Consider the following 15,794-nt stretch of genomic DNA (forward strand, 5'->3'; position numbering starts at 1 on the left):
TCCAAGGAGCAAGCTCCTCTTCATCCGCTCGACTTGCATGTATTAGGCACGCCGCCAGCGTTCGTCCTGAGCCAGGATCAAACTCTCATAAAAGTTTGTTTAGCTCATAAAGCTGGCAATGGTTCAAAACCATTGTTACATCAAAATTATTGACGTTTCGTTTCGTTCAGTTTTCAAAGATCAAACTTGCTTTTCAGCTGCTCTCTCAAGCAACTTTTCTAGTATATCGCGCTGATTAAAGTTTGTCAATAACTTTTTTCGAGTTATTTTTCGCACCGCGTCAGAGGCGACTTTTATATAATAACAAGCTGCCGACTATATGTCAACTACTTTTTAAATTATTTTTTAGTAGAAAACTATTTGTTTGGACAGCGATTTATAATATAACACCTTTCATTTATTCTGGCAATGCTTTTTTAATAATATTTTTAGGGAAAGCGTAAGTGCCCCGAACAAAGCAACAAACAGATGTCCGAGAGCAAATACTTCGCCGAGCAGCTTAATTTAATCCTGTCTCTAAATTAACTGTGTCGCATGAGCACTATTTTCTTTGAATGGGTTGGCCTTGAGAACAGGCGCTGAACCTCGACTTTATATTCTTTTTTGCATTCTAAGAAAGGAGCATGGCGCGACCTGCGTGCCAATCACAATACGAATTTAAGTGTATTATCAGCTGCCACAGCAAAGCTACTTACTTAATTACATCATGAGAAACTTCTTTAAACATGCTTCTTGCAGCTTTGCGACGAGCTGGACAAGGCTTCCTTGAAAAATCTAAGGCGCAGGAGCACATTCATCCTTAATAAACTTCCTCATATAGTTTATGACCTCAAGCCGATGGCGCCTGGCCGACTCAATGCGCCGTCGGAACTGGATATAACGTATCCTTGGTTTAAGTGAAATTCATTTTACCTAAAATAAAAGAAGCGTCGAGGATCCCGACGCTTCCCAATTAAGATTCATACAATTCTTCGCCTGTAATTTCCTCGTCACTTGGCGTTGTTGAAATTTCTTCAAGTCCTTCGGTTTTTTCCACTTTTGCGACAGTAGCGACAGATTCTTCATCGTCCAGCCTGATTAAAATGACACCTTGGGTATTTCGGCCAAGAACTGAAATATCTTCAACAGACATCCTGATCAAAACGCCTCCAGCAGTGATGAGCATGAGATCCTCATCGCCTTTAACCGTTTCAACTGCAACGACAGTACCTGTCCTTTCTGTGATATTGCACGTAATGATTCCTTTTCCGCCGCGAGATTGGATTCTGTAATCTGCAGCTGGTGTTCGTTTACCGAAACCATTTTTAGTGACCACAAGAACATCATGATCTTCTTCAAGGATTTCCATGCCGATGACTTCATCGTCATTCGCTAGATTAATTCCTTTTACCCCTGTAGCCGTTCTTCCCATTGAACGTACGTCCGTTTCATTGAATCGAATCAAGAGACCGTTTTTCGTACCCACAACGATATCTTTGGTATTGTCGGTCAATTTGACGGAGATCAGTTCATCGTGCTCTCTAAGATTCAGTGCAATCAAACCATTTGTTCTTATGTTGGCAAATGCCGATACCGGCGTCCGTTTCACCACACCATGTTTTGTCGCAAAGAACAAATACCAATCCTCAAGAAATTCCTCAACACAGATAATAGTGTTGATCCATTCGCCTTTTTCTATGCCAAGCAGGTTTATGATCGGCAGACCTTTGGCTGTTCTGCTGAATTCAGGAATCTCATATCCCTTTGCACGATACACTTTCCCTTTGTTTGTAAAAAACAAAATCGTATCATGAGTGGATGTCGTAATCAGATGTTCGACAAAATCATCCTCATTTGTACCCATTCCCTGCACGCCGCGGCCGCCGCGTCTTTGGCTTCTGTATGTTGAAATTGGAAGACGTTTAATATAGCCGTTATGCGTAAGCGTGACAACGACATTCTCTCTTGGTATTAAGTCCTCGTCTTCCAGGTGACCGATACCGCCCGCAACAATCTCAGTCCGGCGACCATCGTCAAAGCGCTCTTTGACTTCAAGAAGCTCTTCTCTGATGATTTCAAGGATTTTTTCCTCGTCAGCCAAAATCGCCTTCAGTTCAGAAATCAGTTTGACAAGATTTTGATATTCTTCCTCAATCTTTTCTCTTTCCAGACCAGTCAAGCGCTGGAGTCTCATATCAAGAATAGCTTGTGCCTGCTTTTCACTCAGACTGAATTGCTCCATTAACCCGGCACGGGCAATGTCTGTAGTCTTTGAGCCTCTGATCAGGCTGATGATAGCATCGATATGATCCAAGGCAATCCGCAGGCCTTCAAGAATATGGGCACGCGCTTCCGCTTTGCGAAGTTCATATTCCGTACGCCTTCTGATGATGACTTTCTGATGCTCCAAATAGTAATAGAGACATTGTTTTAAATTCAAAACCTTCGGCTGGCCATCGACAAGTGCAAGCATATTGATCCCGAAGCTTGTCTGGAGTGCTGTCATTTTATATAGATTGTTTAAGATGACGTTGGCATTTGCATCCCTGCGCACTTCCATGACAATTCTCATTCCTACGCGGTCGGACTCGTCCCTCAGCTCGGTAATGCCATCGATTTTCTTTTCTCGTACAAGTTCAGCGATCCGCTCAATGAGCCTTGCTTTATTCACCTGGAATGGGAGCTCATTGACAATGATTGTTTCCCTTCCATTGGCTTTTGTTTCAATCTCCACTTTGCCCCGCATCATAATAGAACCGCGGCCTGTTTCATAGGCTCTTCTGATACCGCTTCTGCCGACAATCAGCCCGGCGGTCGGAAAATCCGGCCCTTGAATATGCTCCATCAATTCCTGAATGGTGATTTCAGGATCTCGGCTTAGTGTGATGATCGCATCAATCACTTCGCCCAGCTGATGAGGAGGAATATTAGTTGCCATACCGACAGCGATTCCTGATGAACCGTTGACAAGCAAATTCGGAAAACGAGAAGGCAGAACGGCAGGTTCTTTTTCCGACCCATCGTAATTGTCTTTGTAATCTATGGTGTCCTTATTCAGGTCTCTAACGAGTTCCATTGAAATTTTTGACATTCTTGCTTCCGTATACCGCATGGCGGCCGCTGAGTCTCCGTCAATCGAACCAAAGTTCCCGTGGCCGTCCACAAGCATATACCGGTAGCTGAAGTCTTGGGCCATCCGGACCATTGTTTCATAAACAGCCGAGTCTCCGTGAGGATGATACTTCCCGATTACTTCACCGACAATCCTAGCCGACTTTTTATATGCCTTATCACTCGTCATTCCAAGATCATTCATCGCATATAAAATCCGGCGGTGAACCGGTTTTAAACCGTCCCGGACATCGGGTAGGGCACGCGCAACGATAACGCTCATCGCATAATCAAGGAATGAAGAGCGCATTTCCTGGCTTAAATTAATTTCTTTTACGTTATCAGGCATGTCTGACATAAACTCACAACCTTCCTTCCTTCAAGAAAAGCGCAAGCGCCTTGCTCAGCCCCGACAAGCACACGATTCCCGAGGAGGCAGTTCCTCTGCCACTGGGAAGAAACTTACTTCAATCACATCGTGTGAAGCTTCCCCGAATGGGCCTTATGCTGCTTTGCGACGAGGTGAACAATTACTCCCCCAACTAAGCTATGCCTCAGGAACACATACTTCCTGATTTTGCTTCCTTACAGGCTTGAGACCTCGAGGGGCTTGGCGCTTCAGGCAGGCTCTGGCAGCGACGTCTTCAAAAGCTAACGCTTTTTCTTCGTATGTTGTAATGCTGTCGAAGCTTTCCTTGTCCTGTCATTTCGCCTGCACTAGCACGTCCTGTCCGTCGCTGGACAAAGCATATACGCTTCCTAACCTTCATCCATGAAAAATTTTATTGCTTTCTTCTTCCTTAAAAAAAGCGAGTGAAGCAGCAATCTTTTTACTGCATCACTTGCTTTCAACCGACTCGTTATATATCCAAATTCTTTACGTTCAACGCATTTTCCTCAATGAACAGGCGCCGCGGCTCCACTTTTTCCCCCATCAGCATGTCGAAAGTTTCGTCCGAATCAATGGCGTCTTCAAGCTCCACTTGCAAAAGTGTCCTGGATTCAGGGTTCATTGTTGTTTCCCATAACTGTTCTGGGTTCATTTCCCCTAGACCCTTATAACGCTGGACACCGGGAACCGGCTGTTTTGGAAGGTCCGCCAAGGCGGCCTCCAATTCGCGATCAGAATAGACGTATGTTTCTTTTTTGCCCTGGCTGATTTTAAATAGCGGCGGCTGGGCAATATATATATATCCCGCTTCAAGCAGCGGCCGCATATAGCGGTAAAACAGCGTCAGCAGCAAAGTCCGGATATGGGCGCCGTCTACGTCTGCGTCCGTCATGATGACCACTTTATGGTATCTGGCTTTGGAAATATCAAACTCTTCGCCGATTCCAGTTCCGAGCGCCGTTATGATTGCCCGAACTTCAGTATTGGAAAGGATACGGTCAAGCCTTGCCTTTTCCACGTTGATGATTTTACCTTTCAACGGCAAAATCGCTTGGAAATGGCGGTCACGCCCTTGCTTTGCGGAACCTCCGGCAGAGTCTCCTTCCACGATATATAATTCGCTGATTGCTGGATCCCTTGATGAGCAGTCCGCCAGTTTACCCGGCAGGTTGGAAACCTCCAACGCATTCTTGCGGCGGGTCAGCTCCCTCGCTTTCCTCGCCGCCATGCGCGCTCTGGCGGCCATGCTGCCTTTTTCAACAATTTTTCTGGCCAACGAAGGATTCTCTAGTAAAAACTTCTCGAAGTGTTCAGAGAAAAGGGCGTCCGTTATAGTACGTGCTTCGGAGTTCCCTAGCTTTGTCTTTGTTTGGCCTTCAAACTGCGGATCTGGATGCTTGATGGAAACGATAGCCGTCAAGCCTTCCCGGACATCCTCCCCGGACAAGTTACTGTCATTATCCTTAAATATTTGATTTTTGCGCGCATAGTCATTGATGACTCTCGTCAACGCAGCTTTGAATCCCGATTCGTGGGTTCCGCCTTCATACGTATGGATATTATTCGCAAAAGAGTAAATGTTGCTTGCATATCCATCGTTATATTGCATGGCGATTTCAATTGAGATATCTTCACGTTCTCCCTCAATGTAGATGGGTTCCTCATGCAGCACTTCTTTCGATCTGTTCAAATGCTCGACATAAGAAATGACTCCGCCTTCGTAGTGGAATTCTTTCCTTATCAGCTCTTCTTCGCGCTTATCTTCAATGACCAATTTCAGTCCTTTGTTTAAAAAGGCCAGTTCACGGGTACGAGAAGATAACGTTTCAAAATCATATTCCACTGTTTCCGTAAAAATCTCAGGATCAGGTTTGAAATGAATCGTTGTTCCTGTCCGATCGGTATCCCCAATGACTTTTAGATCAAAAAGGGGAACACCGCGTTCATATTTCTGATAATGAATTTTTCCGTTCAAATGGACATATACTTCCAATTCAGATGACAGCGCGTTAACTACAGAGGCACCCACGCCATGCAGGCCGCCCGACACTTTATAACCGCCACCGCCAAATTTACCTCCGGCATGGAGTACAGTCAAAATTACCTCTACTGCCGGTCGACCCATTTTCTCCTGGATACCAACGGGAATTCCCCGACCATTATCCTGAACACTGATACTATTATCAGGCTCAATGGTCAGGACGATTTCGTCACAATAACCCGCCATGGCTTCATCGATACTATTATCGACAATTTCCCAGACAAGGTGATGCAGCCCTTTGGCACTTGTTGAGCCGATATACATTCCAGGCCGCTTGCGAACCGCTTCGAGTCCTTCCAACACCTGGATTTGATGTTCATCATACGTTTGTTCCTTCAATGCTCTTTGTTCCATTGACATTGACGATTCACCTGCACTTTCCATCTATTTCATCATGAACCTTAACCGTTCATCGGTACGCCGCTCAGCGCTTTCTTCTTCAAAGTGGCAATCGCAATAGGTGATAGATACATATGGGACGGAGTGATGACAAGAGATTTAAAAGTGCCGTTTGCGATATCGACAAGTTCAGACTTTTTCCGATTTATCAGCTCCAGCATCTCTTCGGAGTCCTGGACAGTCTGTTTATCTAAAATAGCGATGATTTCACTGGAGCGAATCATCACATCATCACCCACATGGACATACATTGGGTTTCACCTCATTGGACTTTTGTTATACTTCCGTTTTGCACAAAAAAACTATCCGCTTCTTTGATTGTCTGATGGTCAATCCCGCTTGTCGTTGTTGTCGTAACAAACGTTTGGACTTTCCCCTGAATCGTATTCAGCAAATGCGATTGACGGTAGTCATCCAGCTCGGATAGCACATCATCCAGAAGAAGAATTGGATATTCTCCAATTTCGGAATGGATCAACTCTATTTCAGCCAGTTTTACTGAAAGGGCGGTTGTCCGCTGTTGTCCCTGCGAACCGAATGTATGCACATCACGCCCGTTCACGAAAAAATTCACGTCATCCCGATGGGGACCGACCAGGCTGATTCCACGGTCAATTTCCCTGTCTCTGATTGATGAAAGTTTTTCTTCAAATATAGTAATCATTTTGGACGAATCAAAGGCTTCTGATACGTCCAGTGAAGGTTTATATTGAATGCCCAGCGTTTCCAGTCCACGGGAAATGCCGGCATGTATTGGTTTGGCCCATCCTTCAAGCAGATGGATGAATTCAAATCTTTTTTGGATGATTTTAATAGCTACATCGATAAATTGCGCATCTAAAACATCCAAGAACGTTCGATCTGTCTGTCGTTTCGTCTGCAGTTGTTTCAAATAATGATTTCGCTGCTGTAAAATTTTTTGATATTGGCCGATATCAAAAAGATAGACCGGCGACACCTGCCCAATCTCCATATCAATAAAACGACGCCTTGTTTGAGGGCTCCCTTTTACAAGACGGAGATCTTCAGGCGCAAACATGACAACATTCATATTACCTACATAATGGCTTAATTTTCTTTGTTCAATATGGTTAAACTTTGCCTTTTTCCCTTTTTTGGAAGTAATTAACTGCAAAGGGACAGACCCATTCGTCTTTTGGACCCTACCCTCTATTTTAGCATACTCCTCATCCCAGCGTATCAAATCTTTATCATTGGACGTCCTGTGTGACTTCGCCATCCCAAGTACATAGATCGCTTCCATGACGTTGGTTTTACCCTGGGCGTTTTCTCCGACAAATACATTTACTTTATTTTCAAAAGAAAGTGAGAGTTGTTCATAATTGCGGTAATTTTCCAATTCCAGCTCTACAATATACATTGAGTCAACCCTTTATTGGACAACAATGAAATTTCCAAATCCTGTAATTTCAAGTAGATCGCCTTTGACAAGCTTCCTTCCTCTTCTTTGCTCCTGCTCCCCGTTCACAAGAACCTTATGCTCGCTTAAAAACCACTTCGCCATCCCTCCGGATTGGATGATGTCGGCAAGCTTCAAGAATTGCCCAAGCGTAATGGTATCCGTCTCGATCTTGATTTTTGTTTCCACTTTCTCACTCTTTCCTAAAAAGTAATCACTATCTTTATTTTACTAAAGATTTGCCTGTATGACAAAAATTAGAATGACCCTGGCTGCCTAAAATGAACATGTTGCCAAGAATTCCTTGCTAACAATTTTCGGAGTCAACAATCGCTCGAAAATTTTATCCACAACCTTTGATTAAAAAAGAAAAAACCCACCTAAAGGCAGGTTAAATCACAAATAAAAGAATGTGTAACTTACTTAAGCGGCAGACTTTGCTTTTCTGAATGTCTAGCTACAGCGCCTAGCCCCTCGAGGTCATAAGCCAGCAAAGAAGACTATTCATGGAAGTATGTGCTCCTGCGGCAAAGCATATCCGAGGAGGTGACTGTTCACCTCGTCGCAAAGCTGCATGAAGCATATTCGATGATGGATCACACGATGTGATTGAAGTCAGCTGCTTCCCTGTGGTGGCTGAAAAACTGCCTCCTCGGGAATCGTCTTGTGCTTGTCGGAGCTGACCAAGGCGTTTCCGCTTTTCTTTTTGTCTAGCTCCAGACGGCAGGGGCTATAGGTCGCTTCGGACAAGCCAATGAAGTCAAAGGGCGACTTCACTGGTTGTCCTCCAGCGTTTGTCGCCCCTAAGCGGCCGTCTTACGCTTTTCTCTATTTGTCTAGCTCCAGCGCCTATCGACTAGCAGACTTCGCGCCTCCTCCTACGATAAGTCAACATCGGCTCCTTCGTCGCCGTGTTTCCTTTATCTCGTTGAAGGCACTCCAGTCTGTACGTCGATGTACAGGCGCTTACGCTTTTCTTTTAAGCAGTTCTCACAGGGAGGATAAGCTGCAAAATAGATGGATCTTCCGATGAACGGATGATGAACGGTCTCATAGCTCCTGTGAAACTGATCGTAATGGCTGTTCCGTCAATAGCTCTTAGGGCCTCCATCATATATTTAGCACTGAATGAGATGGTCAATTCATCTCCTTCAAGGGATTCAATCGGCAATTCTTCCGAGACGTTACCAATTTCAGGCGTATTCGAGGAGATCTCAAGCATGTTTTCCCCTAAGGATGCTAATTTCACAACATTGTTTCTATCTTCTCTTGCTAATAGGGACGCACGGTCGATTGCATGATTAAACAGTTTTCCATCCAGAGTGATATTTGTTTTGTAATCCGTTGGGATTAGGCGTGAGGTATCTGGATAATTTCCTTCAAGCCGTCTTGTAAAAAAGTGAAGATTTTTCGTTTTAAAAAGTATCTGGTTTTCTGTGATGACAATATTTACTTGCTGATCGCTGTCATCTAAAATCTTGCTCAGTTCCAGGAGGCTTTTACCCGGAATGACTGTTTGATAACTGACATCATCAGACACGTCTATTGGCGAGGACTTCATTGCCAGCCGATGACTGTCTGTTGCTACACAAACCAAGTTTCCACCTTCAATTTGCCAGTTGACACCTGTCAAGATGGGGCGTATTTCTGAGGTGGACACTGCAAAGACCGTTTGCCTGATCATTGTTTTCAAAAGATCACTCGGAATGGAAAATACATCATCTTCAGGTACTTGAGGAAGATGCGGATATTCAGAAGGGTCGAACCCGTTTAAATTAAATTCCGCTTTTCCAGATTTGATGAGCACATGCTGCGAATCTTCCGCTGTTATTTCTACAGTATCCATTGGAAGTTTCCTTACGATATCTCCGAAAAATCTAGCATTCAGAACGATGCTTCCTGTCTGTTTCATTTCAATTATTTGATCGCCGTCTTCTTCGACAGGGATAAATGACTCAATTGAAATATCGGAGTCACTTCCTGTAAAAGTAATTCCGTTATTGTCAGCTACAATTTTGATTCCCGTCAAAATAGGTATGGTTGTTCTTGAAGAGACAGCCCTCATTACGTGTTGAACGCTGTTGATCAGCCGATTTCGCTGAATGATAAATTGCATGATTCCTTCCCTCGTTTCAGCCTTTATATAGTTATCTTTTTATAAACAAAAACCGTAGTAATAGTAGTAGGGGCTGTGGATATGTTGATAAGTATGTGAATGAATGAAAAACACAAGATATTCACATGTGGACATCATGTGCAACAGTTGAGCACACTTATTCACACTATCCCCATCACGGATTTTTTAAAGAGTCACGGATCCCGTTAACTATGTTTTGGAATTCTGTATCAGAATCCAGCATTTTTGAAATTTTATCATAGGCATGAATGACCGTCGTATGGTCACGTCCTCCAAATTCCTCCCCAATTTTAGGCAGGGAGAGATCAGTCAGTTCCCTGGATAGGAACATGGCAATCTGCCTTGGAAAAGCGATGGATTTCGTCCGCTTTTTGGCTTTGAAGTCCTCCAGTTTCACATTATACTCTGCACCGACCGCTTTTTGGATGTCCAGAACGGTGATGACCCTTGGCTTCGAACTGGGAATGATATCCTTTAGAGCTTCGGCTGCAAGGTTTGCGTTGATATCTTTATTGATCAACGAGGAATAGGCAACAACCCTGATTAATGCTCCTTCAAGCTCTCTTATATTCGTATCAATTTGATTCGCTATGTACAGCATGGCTTCATTAGGAATGTCCAGGCCGTCCGCTTTTGCTTTTTTACGTAAAATTGCGATTCTGGTCTCCAAATCAGGAGGGGTGATGTCAGTAATCAATCCCCATTCAAAGCGTGACCTGAGCCTGTCCTCCAAAGTAGGAATCTCTTTTGGAGGCCTGTCGCTTGAAATGATGATTTGCTTGCTTTCTTCATGAAGTGCATTAAATGTATGGAAAAATTCTTCCTGGGTTTGTTCTTTTCCGGCTATAAATTGAATATCGTCTATTAAAAGCACATCCACATTTCGATATTTATCCCTGAAATCGACAGCTTTATTATCCCGGATCGAGTTGATGAACTCGTTTGTAAATTTTTCGGAAGATAGATAAACCACTTTTGCCGATGGATTGTGTTCCAGTACATAATGGCCGATCGCATGCAGCAAATGGGTTTTTCCCAGCCCGACCCCTCCATAAATAAAAAGAGGATTGTATGCATTTGCGGGCGCTTCGGCGACTGCAAGCGATGCAGCATGGGCAAAGCGGTTACCCGCTCCAATGACAAAAGTATCAAAAGTATATTTAGGGTTAAGCATGTTTTGAAACGTTTCTTCTCTTTTTATTTCCTGGATGGTGTTTGACTTAGGAGCCGGCTCCTTTTGAGTTTGTTCTTCCGCATCAGGAGGGATAATGAATTTAACATTTAGATTTTCTCCGACAAGTTCATATAAAAGCTTGGAAATCAATTTTGTATAACGGCCTTCAAGCCAGTCTCTAGCAAATTCATTGGGAACAGCGACTGTCATCGTATCGCCTTGGAGCTCATAGGCTTCGGTCGATTTCAGCCATGTATCAAAACTGGGTTTACTAATCTTTTTTTCTATGTTTTCCAGTACTTTCTCCCAAAGATCAGACAGGTTTTCCAATACTTTACCTCCTTTGCTTCACTTTAATATCGGGACGTTGTTTTGTCGTTGAGGGTCTGATGAATGTGGAAAAGTATATATTATAGTAGGAATAGTCCTTTTCGACAATATCCACTAAATGTGGACAATGATATCCATAGCGGGTGAATAAACAATCCACATGTTATTCACAATCTGTGGATAAGAGCTGGATGATGGAATGCTCTCCACAGTAAAAACAATTTTATCATATCAAATAAAGCAAAGGACTGCAATGAATGGAAGACATTATCCACATGATTAAATATTGCCATAAAATTAATTATCAACAGCCGTAGAATATGTGAAAAAGTTGTCGATAATTGATGTGAATAAGCGAAAAGGGATTCACAAACAATCCACAAGGGAAAATTAATTGGTTAAGAGGTAAAGGATCGGCAGAAAAATAAAAATGAGAGGTTGACAATCATTCCGCCACATCTTTATAATTAGTGAGACTGTTTAACCTGTGATTTTTTCAAATCCTCGAGGAGGTGTGTAATAAATGAAAAGAACGTTCCAACCAAATAAACGTAAAAGAAGTAAAGTCCACGGTTTCCGTACACGGATGAGTTCAAAGACAGGCCGTAGAATTTTGGCTGCTCGCCGTCGTAAAGGAAGAAAAGTTTTATCAGCGTAGACCACTGAAACGTCTCAGTGGTCTTTTTTCTAATTAGAGAAGAAAAAAGCAGAAGCGCCATTGACTTACAGACTGAGCCTTAAATGCGGTAACGCCTTGTTCAGCCCCCGACAAGCATAAGACGATTCCCGAGGAGGCAGTTCTTCAGCCATTATAGGGAAGCTACTGACTTCAATCACATCATGGGAAGCTACCTTGAGTTGCTTCGTGCAGCTTTGCGACGAGCTGAACAAGACTCCCTCGAGTTAATTTTGGCGCAGGAGCACACTCTTCCTGAGTATCCTTCCTTGCAGGCTTATGACCTCGAGGGGCTAGGCGTTGCAGCTAGATAGAGTGGCACCGAAAAGGTGAGCCAAACATCCTCAGATAAACTGCGCTGCAGGAGAAGTCTGCTAGTCGATAGGCGCTGAAGCTGAACAATGGAAGAACTATTAAAAATGCCAGATTCCAGAGATGCAATGAAGTGATTGCGCTTTTCTCTGTTGAGGTGGATGTATGAAAAAAGCATTTAGAATTAAGGATAATGCAGAATTCCAAGCAGTATTTAAAAAAGGAAAATCAGTGGCAAACAGGCAGTTTGTCATTTATATGCTGGAGAAAAAGGAACAGACCCATTTTCGGATTGGTCTGTCCGTTAGCAAGAAGATTGGAAATGCGGTTACGAGGAATCGGATCAAGCGCTACATACGCCAAGCTTTTCATGAATTCCAGGAGCAAGTGAGCCACAATAAGGATTTTGTTATTATCGCCAGGAAACCGGCGGCCGAAATGGATTACCATTCTGTGAAAAAGAGCCTGGAACATGTCCTCCGGCTTGGAAAAAGTCTTAAGAAGATGAATCGAACGAAAAATAATCAAGATTTTAATCAACAGAAACAATGAAAAGTGTTAAAATAACCGATAGACCATATCTAGCTACCCATAAGGGTTATTTTCATACACTAGGGAGGATATGAAGTTTGAAAAAAAGAATACTACTCGTTGCTGCACTGCTTGCTCTTGTGGTAATAACAGCAGGCTGTTCGTCAATTACTGACCCTGTACCGATCACCGCTGAAAGCACTGGCTTTTGGAGTCAATATATTGTTTATCCATTATCATGGCTCATTACTACAACAGCTGAATTGTTCGGTAATAGCTACGGTTTGGGGATTGTGATCGTTACCATTTTAATACGACTTGCTATTTTGCCGCTTATGATCAAGCAAACAAAAAGTTCAAAAGCTATGCAGCTTCTTCAGCCTGAAATGCAAAAATTGAGAGAAAAATACAGCTCAAAAGACGCGCAAACTCAGCAAAAGTTACAGCAAGAAATGATGCAGCTGTTTCAAAAGCATGGGGTTAACCCGCTTGCCGGTTGTTTTCCGCTGTTAATTCAAATGCCGATCTTAATTGGTTTTTATCAGGCGATCATCAGAACTGAAGAAATAGCTACACATACATTCCTTTGGTTTGACTTAGGAGCGCCCGATCCTTTTTACATTTTGCCAGTCATTGCAGGGATTACAACCTTCTTGCAGCAAAAGCTGATGATGGCAGGCACGGAAGGCGTCAATCCGCAAATGCAGATGATGCTTTATATCATGCCGGTCATGATTTTGGTTTTTGCAATTAATTTTCCAGCAGCACTTTCCTTATATTGGGTAGTCGGTAATATATTTATGATTGTTCAAACATATTTTATAAAACCGCCGGCTGTTGGAACCGCAACGGCCAACGATGGAAAGGTGAGGGGAGCTAAAAAGTGAGACAAGTCACTGCAACCGGATCAACCGTGGAAGAAGCAGTACAATCGGCTTTGGCTCAACTAGAAGCAACAGAAGATCAAGTAGAAATCAAAGTTGTCGATGAAGGGAAAAAAGGATTATTCGGATTGTTTAGATCACGCCCGGTCGTTGTTGAAGTGACAGCGAAGCCGGGCGCTGTCGAATCAGCGGAGCAATTTTTACAAAATATCGTCAAAAATATGGGAATAGAAGCGACAATTGACATAGTGGACAAAGACGGACGCAATGTCATGTTCAATATTTCAGGAGAAAAGATGGGCCTGCTGATCGGTAAGCGAGGGCAGACTCTCAATGCTCTGCAATATTTGACCCAGCTTGTGGCAAACCGCCATTCGTCGCACTATATCCGAGTGATTCTCAATCCTGAAGATTATAGGGACAGGCGCAAAGAAACGCTCGTCCGCCTTGCCGAAAGGCTTGCATCTAGAGCAACGCAGATTGGCGAACCCGTTTCATTGGAGCCTATGCCCAACTACGAACGAAAAATCATACATACTGTACTTGCAGAAAGCGAAGATGTCGAGACGGTTTCCAAAGGGGAAGAACCCAATCGATATGTCGTTATTCAGCCAAAATGACACCTCCCGGATACGGGAGGTGTTTTTTTGTTGTGCGGAAAATCTTTGCGCGCGGTAAGTTTTTCGTAAATGGTATTTCAGATCGTCCGGATACGGAAATCACTAAAAAGGAGAGCGTATCTAAAGTTGTTTTTTGACAAGGGAGAGAGCCTCGGGATACCGAGACCTTCTATATATTTATGGTTAACTCGTCCTTCCTTACACTCCACCAACATTTTTACTAAAACGTCACTTGGCTGCATTGTTATTCACATGTGGATAAGTTAAAATAAAGAGTACGGCTTTTGGCTTGTGGATATGGCCAGATGATGTTGGACGAGATTTTTACTGTGGATTATTACGAAAGTAATTTTGTGTTAATATATTATTTTTAAAAGAAGTGGTGAGCATGTTGGATTTTGATACGATAGCAGCAATTTCGACCCCGCTTGGCGAAGGTGGAATCGCCATTGTCAGGATTAGCGGGGAAGAAGCGGTCGAAATAGCGGACAAAGTCTTTCGAAGCGCCAGCGGAAAGCGGCTGAAGGAGATGGCTTCACATACGATCCATTATGGACGGCTTATCCAGCCAAAGACAGAGGAAATGATAGAGGAAGTAATGGTGAGCCTCATGAGGGCGCCGCGGACTTATACAAAAGAAGACGTTGTGGAAATCAACTGCCACGGCGGGATGGTATCCGTCAACCGAGTGCTACAGCTTGTGTTAAACAACGGCGCGCGTCTTGCCGAACCCGGAGAATTCACAAAAAGAGCCTTCTTAAATGGAAGGATCGATTTGTCCCAGGCGGAAGCGGTCATGGATCTGATTCGTGCGAAAACGGACAAGGCAATGAATGTAGCGCTGGATCAAATGGGAGGCCGTCTATCCAAGCTGATCACCGGTTTGCGTCAGGAAATCCTTGAAACATTGGCACATGTCGAAGTGAACATCGATTATCCTGAATATGATGATGTGGAAGAGATGACGCATCGCATGCTAACGGAAAAAGCGGATCATATTCAAAAAGAGCTAAACAAATTACTAAAAACCGCTGAACAAGGTAAAATATTGCGTGAAGGATTGTCGACGGTCATTATCGGCCGTCCAAATGTCGGGAAATCATCATTGCTGAACAGTCTTGTTCAAGAAAATAAAGCCATTGTTACTGATATTCCTGGAACGACGAGGGATGTCATTGAAGAATATGTGAATGTACGTGGAGTACCTTTGCGACTGGTTGATACGGCTGGGATAAGGGAAACGGAAGATATAGTAGAAAGAATCGGTGTTGAACGATCTAGGAAAGTTCTGAAGGAAGCGGATCTGATTTTACTAGTCCTTAATTCTGCGGAACCATTCTCGCCGGAAGATGAGCAGCTGTTTGCTGCGGTCGAAGGCATGGATGTTATTGTCATTGTCAATAAGACGGATTTGCCAAAGAAAATAGATATGGAACAAGTCAAAAAAGTCGCTGGCAAGCATCGGGTTATTACTACTTCCTTGCTCCAGGAGGAAGGGATTGACGATTTGGAGCAGGCGATTGCGGATATGTTCTTCCAAGGGGAATTGGAGACCGGCGATATTACGTATGTTTCGAACAGTCGCCATATCGCTCTATTGCATCAAGCGCTCCAAGCGATCGAAGATGTGCAGGAGGGAATTGCAGTGGGCACTCCAATCGACATTGTCCAAATCGATATGACAAGAACGTGGGAACTGCTTGGAGAAATTATTGGAGACACGGTACAGGAAAGTTTGATCGATCAGTTATTCTCCCAATTTTGTTTAGGAAAATAACTTATAAGGAGG

At 43.5% G+C, this 15,794-nt stretch carries 12 protein-coding genes and 1 rRNA gene; 5 read left to right on the plus strand and 8 right to left on the minus strand.

Translation table 11 applies throughout. The features are described 5' to 3' along the window. From D4T97_RS19545 to dnaA, 8 genes are all read right to left on the minus strand, one after another. Positions 1-93, minus strand: a 16S ribosomal RNA gene (locus D4T97_RS19545); the annotation flags it as partial. A gap of 859 nt (positions 94-952) precedes the next feature. Continuing rightward, complete coding sequence (gyrA, locus tag D4T97_RS19550; protein WP_126052464.1) at positions 953-3,448, minus strand: DNA gyrase subunit A; 2,496 nt, start codon at positions 3,446-3,448, stop codon at positions 953-955. Between the two features lie 502 nt (positions 3,449-3,950). Further along, complete coding sequence (gene gyrB, locus D4T97_RS19555) at positions 3,951-5,882, minus strand: DNA topoisomerase (ATP-hydrolyzing) subunit B (RefSeq protein ID WP_126052465.1); 1,932 nt, start codon at positions 5,880-5,882, stop codon at positions 3,951-3,953. Between the two features lie 41 nt (positions 5,883-5,923). Continuing rightward, on the minus strand, positions 5,924-6,172 hold the full coding sequence (gene remB / locus D4T97_RS19560) for an extracellular matrix regulator RemB (RefSeq protein WP_126052466.1): 249 nt from the start codon (positions 6,170-6,172) through the stop codon (positions 5,924-5,926). Between the two features lie 11 nt (positions 6,173-6,183). Beyond that, positions 6,184-7,302: a DNA replication/repair protein RecF gene (gene recF, locus D4T97_RS19565; RefSeq protein WP_126052467.1), complete on the minus strand. Its 1,119-nt coding sequence runs from the start codon at positions 7,300-7,302 to the stop codon at positions 6,184-6,186. Between the two features lie 12 nt (positions 7,303-7,314). Then, the gene (gene yaaA / locus D4T97_RS19570) at positions 7,315-7,530 is read right to left on the minus strand and encodes a S4 domain-containing protein YaaA (protein ID WP_126052468.1); all 216 of its coding nucleotides are present in this window, start codon (positions 7,528-7,530) and stop codon (positions 7,315-7,317) included. 790 nt (positions 7,531-8,320) lie between these two features. Continuing rightward, positions 8,321-9,457, minus strand: coding sequence for a DNA polymerase III subunit beta (gene dnaN / locus D4T97_RS19575; protein ID WP_126052469.1), 1,137 nt, complete (start codon positions 9,455-9,457; stop codon positions 8,321-8,323). A 175-nt stretch (positions 9,458-9,632) separates the two neighbouring features. Then, positions 9,633-10,982, minus strand: a complete 1,350-nt coding sequence (gene dnaA / locus D4T97_RS19580) for a chromosomal replication initiator protein DnaA (protein WP_126052470.1) — start codon at positions 10,980-10,982, stop codon at positions 9,633-9,635. Positions 10,983-11,505: 523 nt separating this feature from the next. Between dnaA and rpmH the strand changes: the two genes are divergently transcribed. The 5 genes from rpmH to mnmE all read left to right on the plus strand — a co-directional run bounded on the left by rpmH (position 11,506) and on the right by mnmE (position 15,782). Next, positions 11,506-11,640: a 50S ribosomal protein L34 gene (rpmH, locus tag D4T97_RS19585; protein WP_126052471.1), complete on the plus strand. Its 135-nt coding sequence runs from the start codon at positions 11,506-11,508 to the stop codon at positions 11,638-11,640. A gap of 495 nt (positions 11,641-12,135) precedes the next feature. Next, complete coding sequence (gene rnpA / locus D4T97_RS19590) at positions 12,136-12,522, plus strand: ribonuclease P protein component (RefSeq protein ID WP_126052472.1); 387 nt, start codon at positions 12,136-12,138, stop codon at positions 12,520-12,522. A 77-nt stretch (positions 12,523-12,599) separates the two neighbouring features. Next, positions 12,600-13,388, plus strand: a complete 789-nt coding sequence (gene spoIIIJ, locus D4T97_RS19595) for a YidC family membrane integrase SpoIIIJ (RefSeq protein ID WP_126052473.1) — start codon at positions 12,600-12,602, stop codon at positions 13,386-13,388. Next, on the plus strand, positions 13,385-14,005 hold the full coding sequence (gene jag, locus D4T97_RS19600; RefSeq protein WP_126052474.1) for an RNA-binding cell elongation regulator Jag/EloR: 621 nt from the start codon (positions 13,385-13,387) through the stop codon (positions 14,003-14,005). The genes spoIIIJ and jag overlap by 4 nt, the downstream gene beginning before the upstream one ends. Positions 14,006-14,393: 388 nt before the next feature. After that, a complete protein-coding gene (gene mnmE / locus D4T97_RS19605; protein ID WP_126052475.1) occupies positions 14,394-15,782 on the plus strand; it encodes a tRNA uridine-5-carboxymethylaminomethyl(34) synthesis GTPase MnmE in 1,389 nt (462 codons plus the stop codon). Positions 15,783-15,794: the final 12 nt, after the last annotated feature.

This window comes from Siminovitchia acidinfaciens (genome assembly GCF_003605385.1).
Lineage (GTDB): Bacteria > Bacillota > Bacilli > Bacillales > Bacillaceae_C > Siminovitchia > Siminovitchia acidinfaciens.

Coding starts and splice junctions, on each gene's coding strand:
- gyrA (WP_126052464.1), bottom strand. CDS start 3,448: ATGTCAGACATGCCTGATAACGTAAAAGAAATTAATTTAAGCCAGGAA.
- gyrB (WP_126052465.1), bottom strand. CDS start 5,882: ATGTCAATGGAACAAAGAGCATTGAAGGAACAAACGTATGATGAACAT.
- remB (WP_126052466.1), bottom strand. CDS start 6,172: ATGTATGTCCATGTGGGTGATGATGTGATGATTCGCTCCAGTGAAATC.
- recF (WP_126052467.1), bottom strand. CDS start 7,302: ATGTATATTGTAGAGCTGGAATTGGAAAATTACCGCAATTATGAACAA.
- dnaN (WP_126052469.1), bottom strand. CDS start 9,457: ATGCAATTTATCATTCAGCGAAATCGGCTGATCAACAGCGTTCAACAC.
- rpmH (WP_126052471.1), top strand. CDS start 11,506: ATGAAAAGAACGTTCCAACCAAATAAACGTAAAAGAAGTAAAGTCCAC.
- rnpA (WP_126052472.1), top strand. CDS start 12,136: ATGAAAAAAGCATTTAGAATTAAGGATAATGCAGAATTCCAAGCAGTA.
- mnmE (WP_126052475.1), top strand. CDS start 14,394: ATGTTGGATTTTGATACGATAGCAGCAATTTCGACCCCGCTTGGCGAA.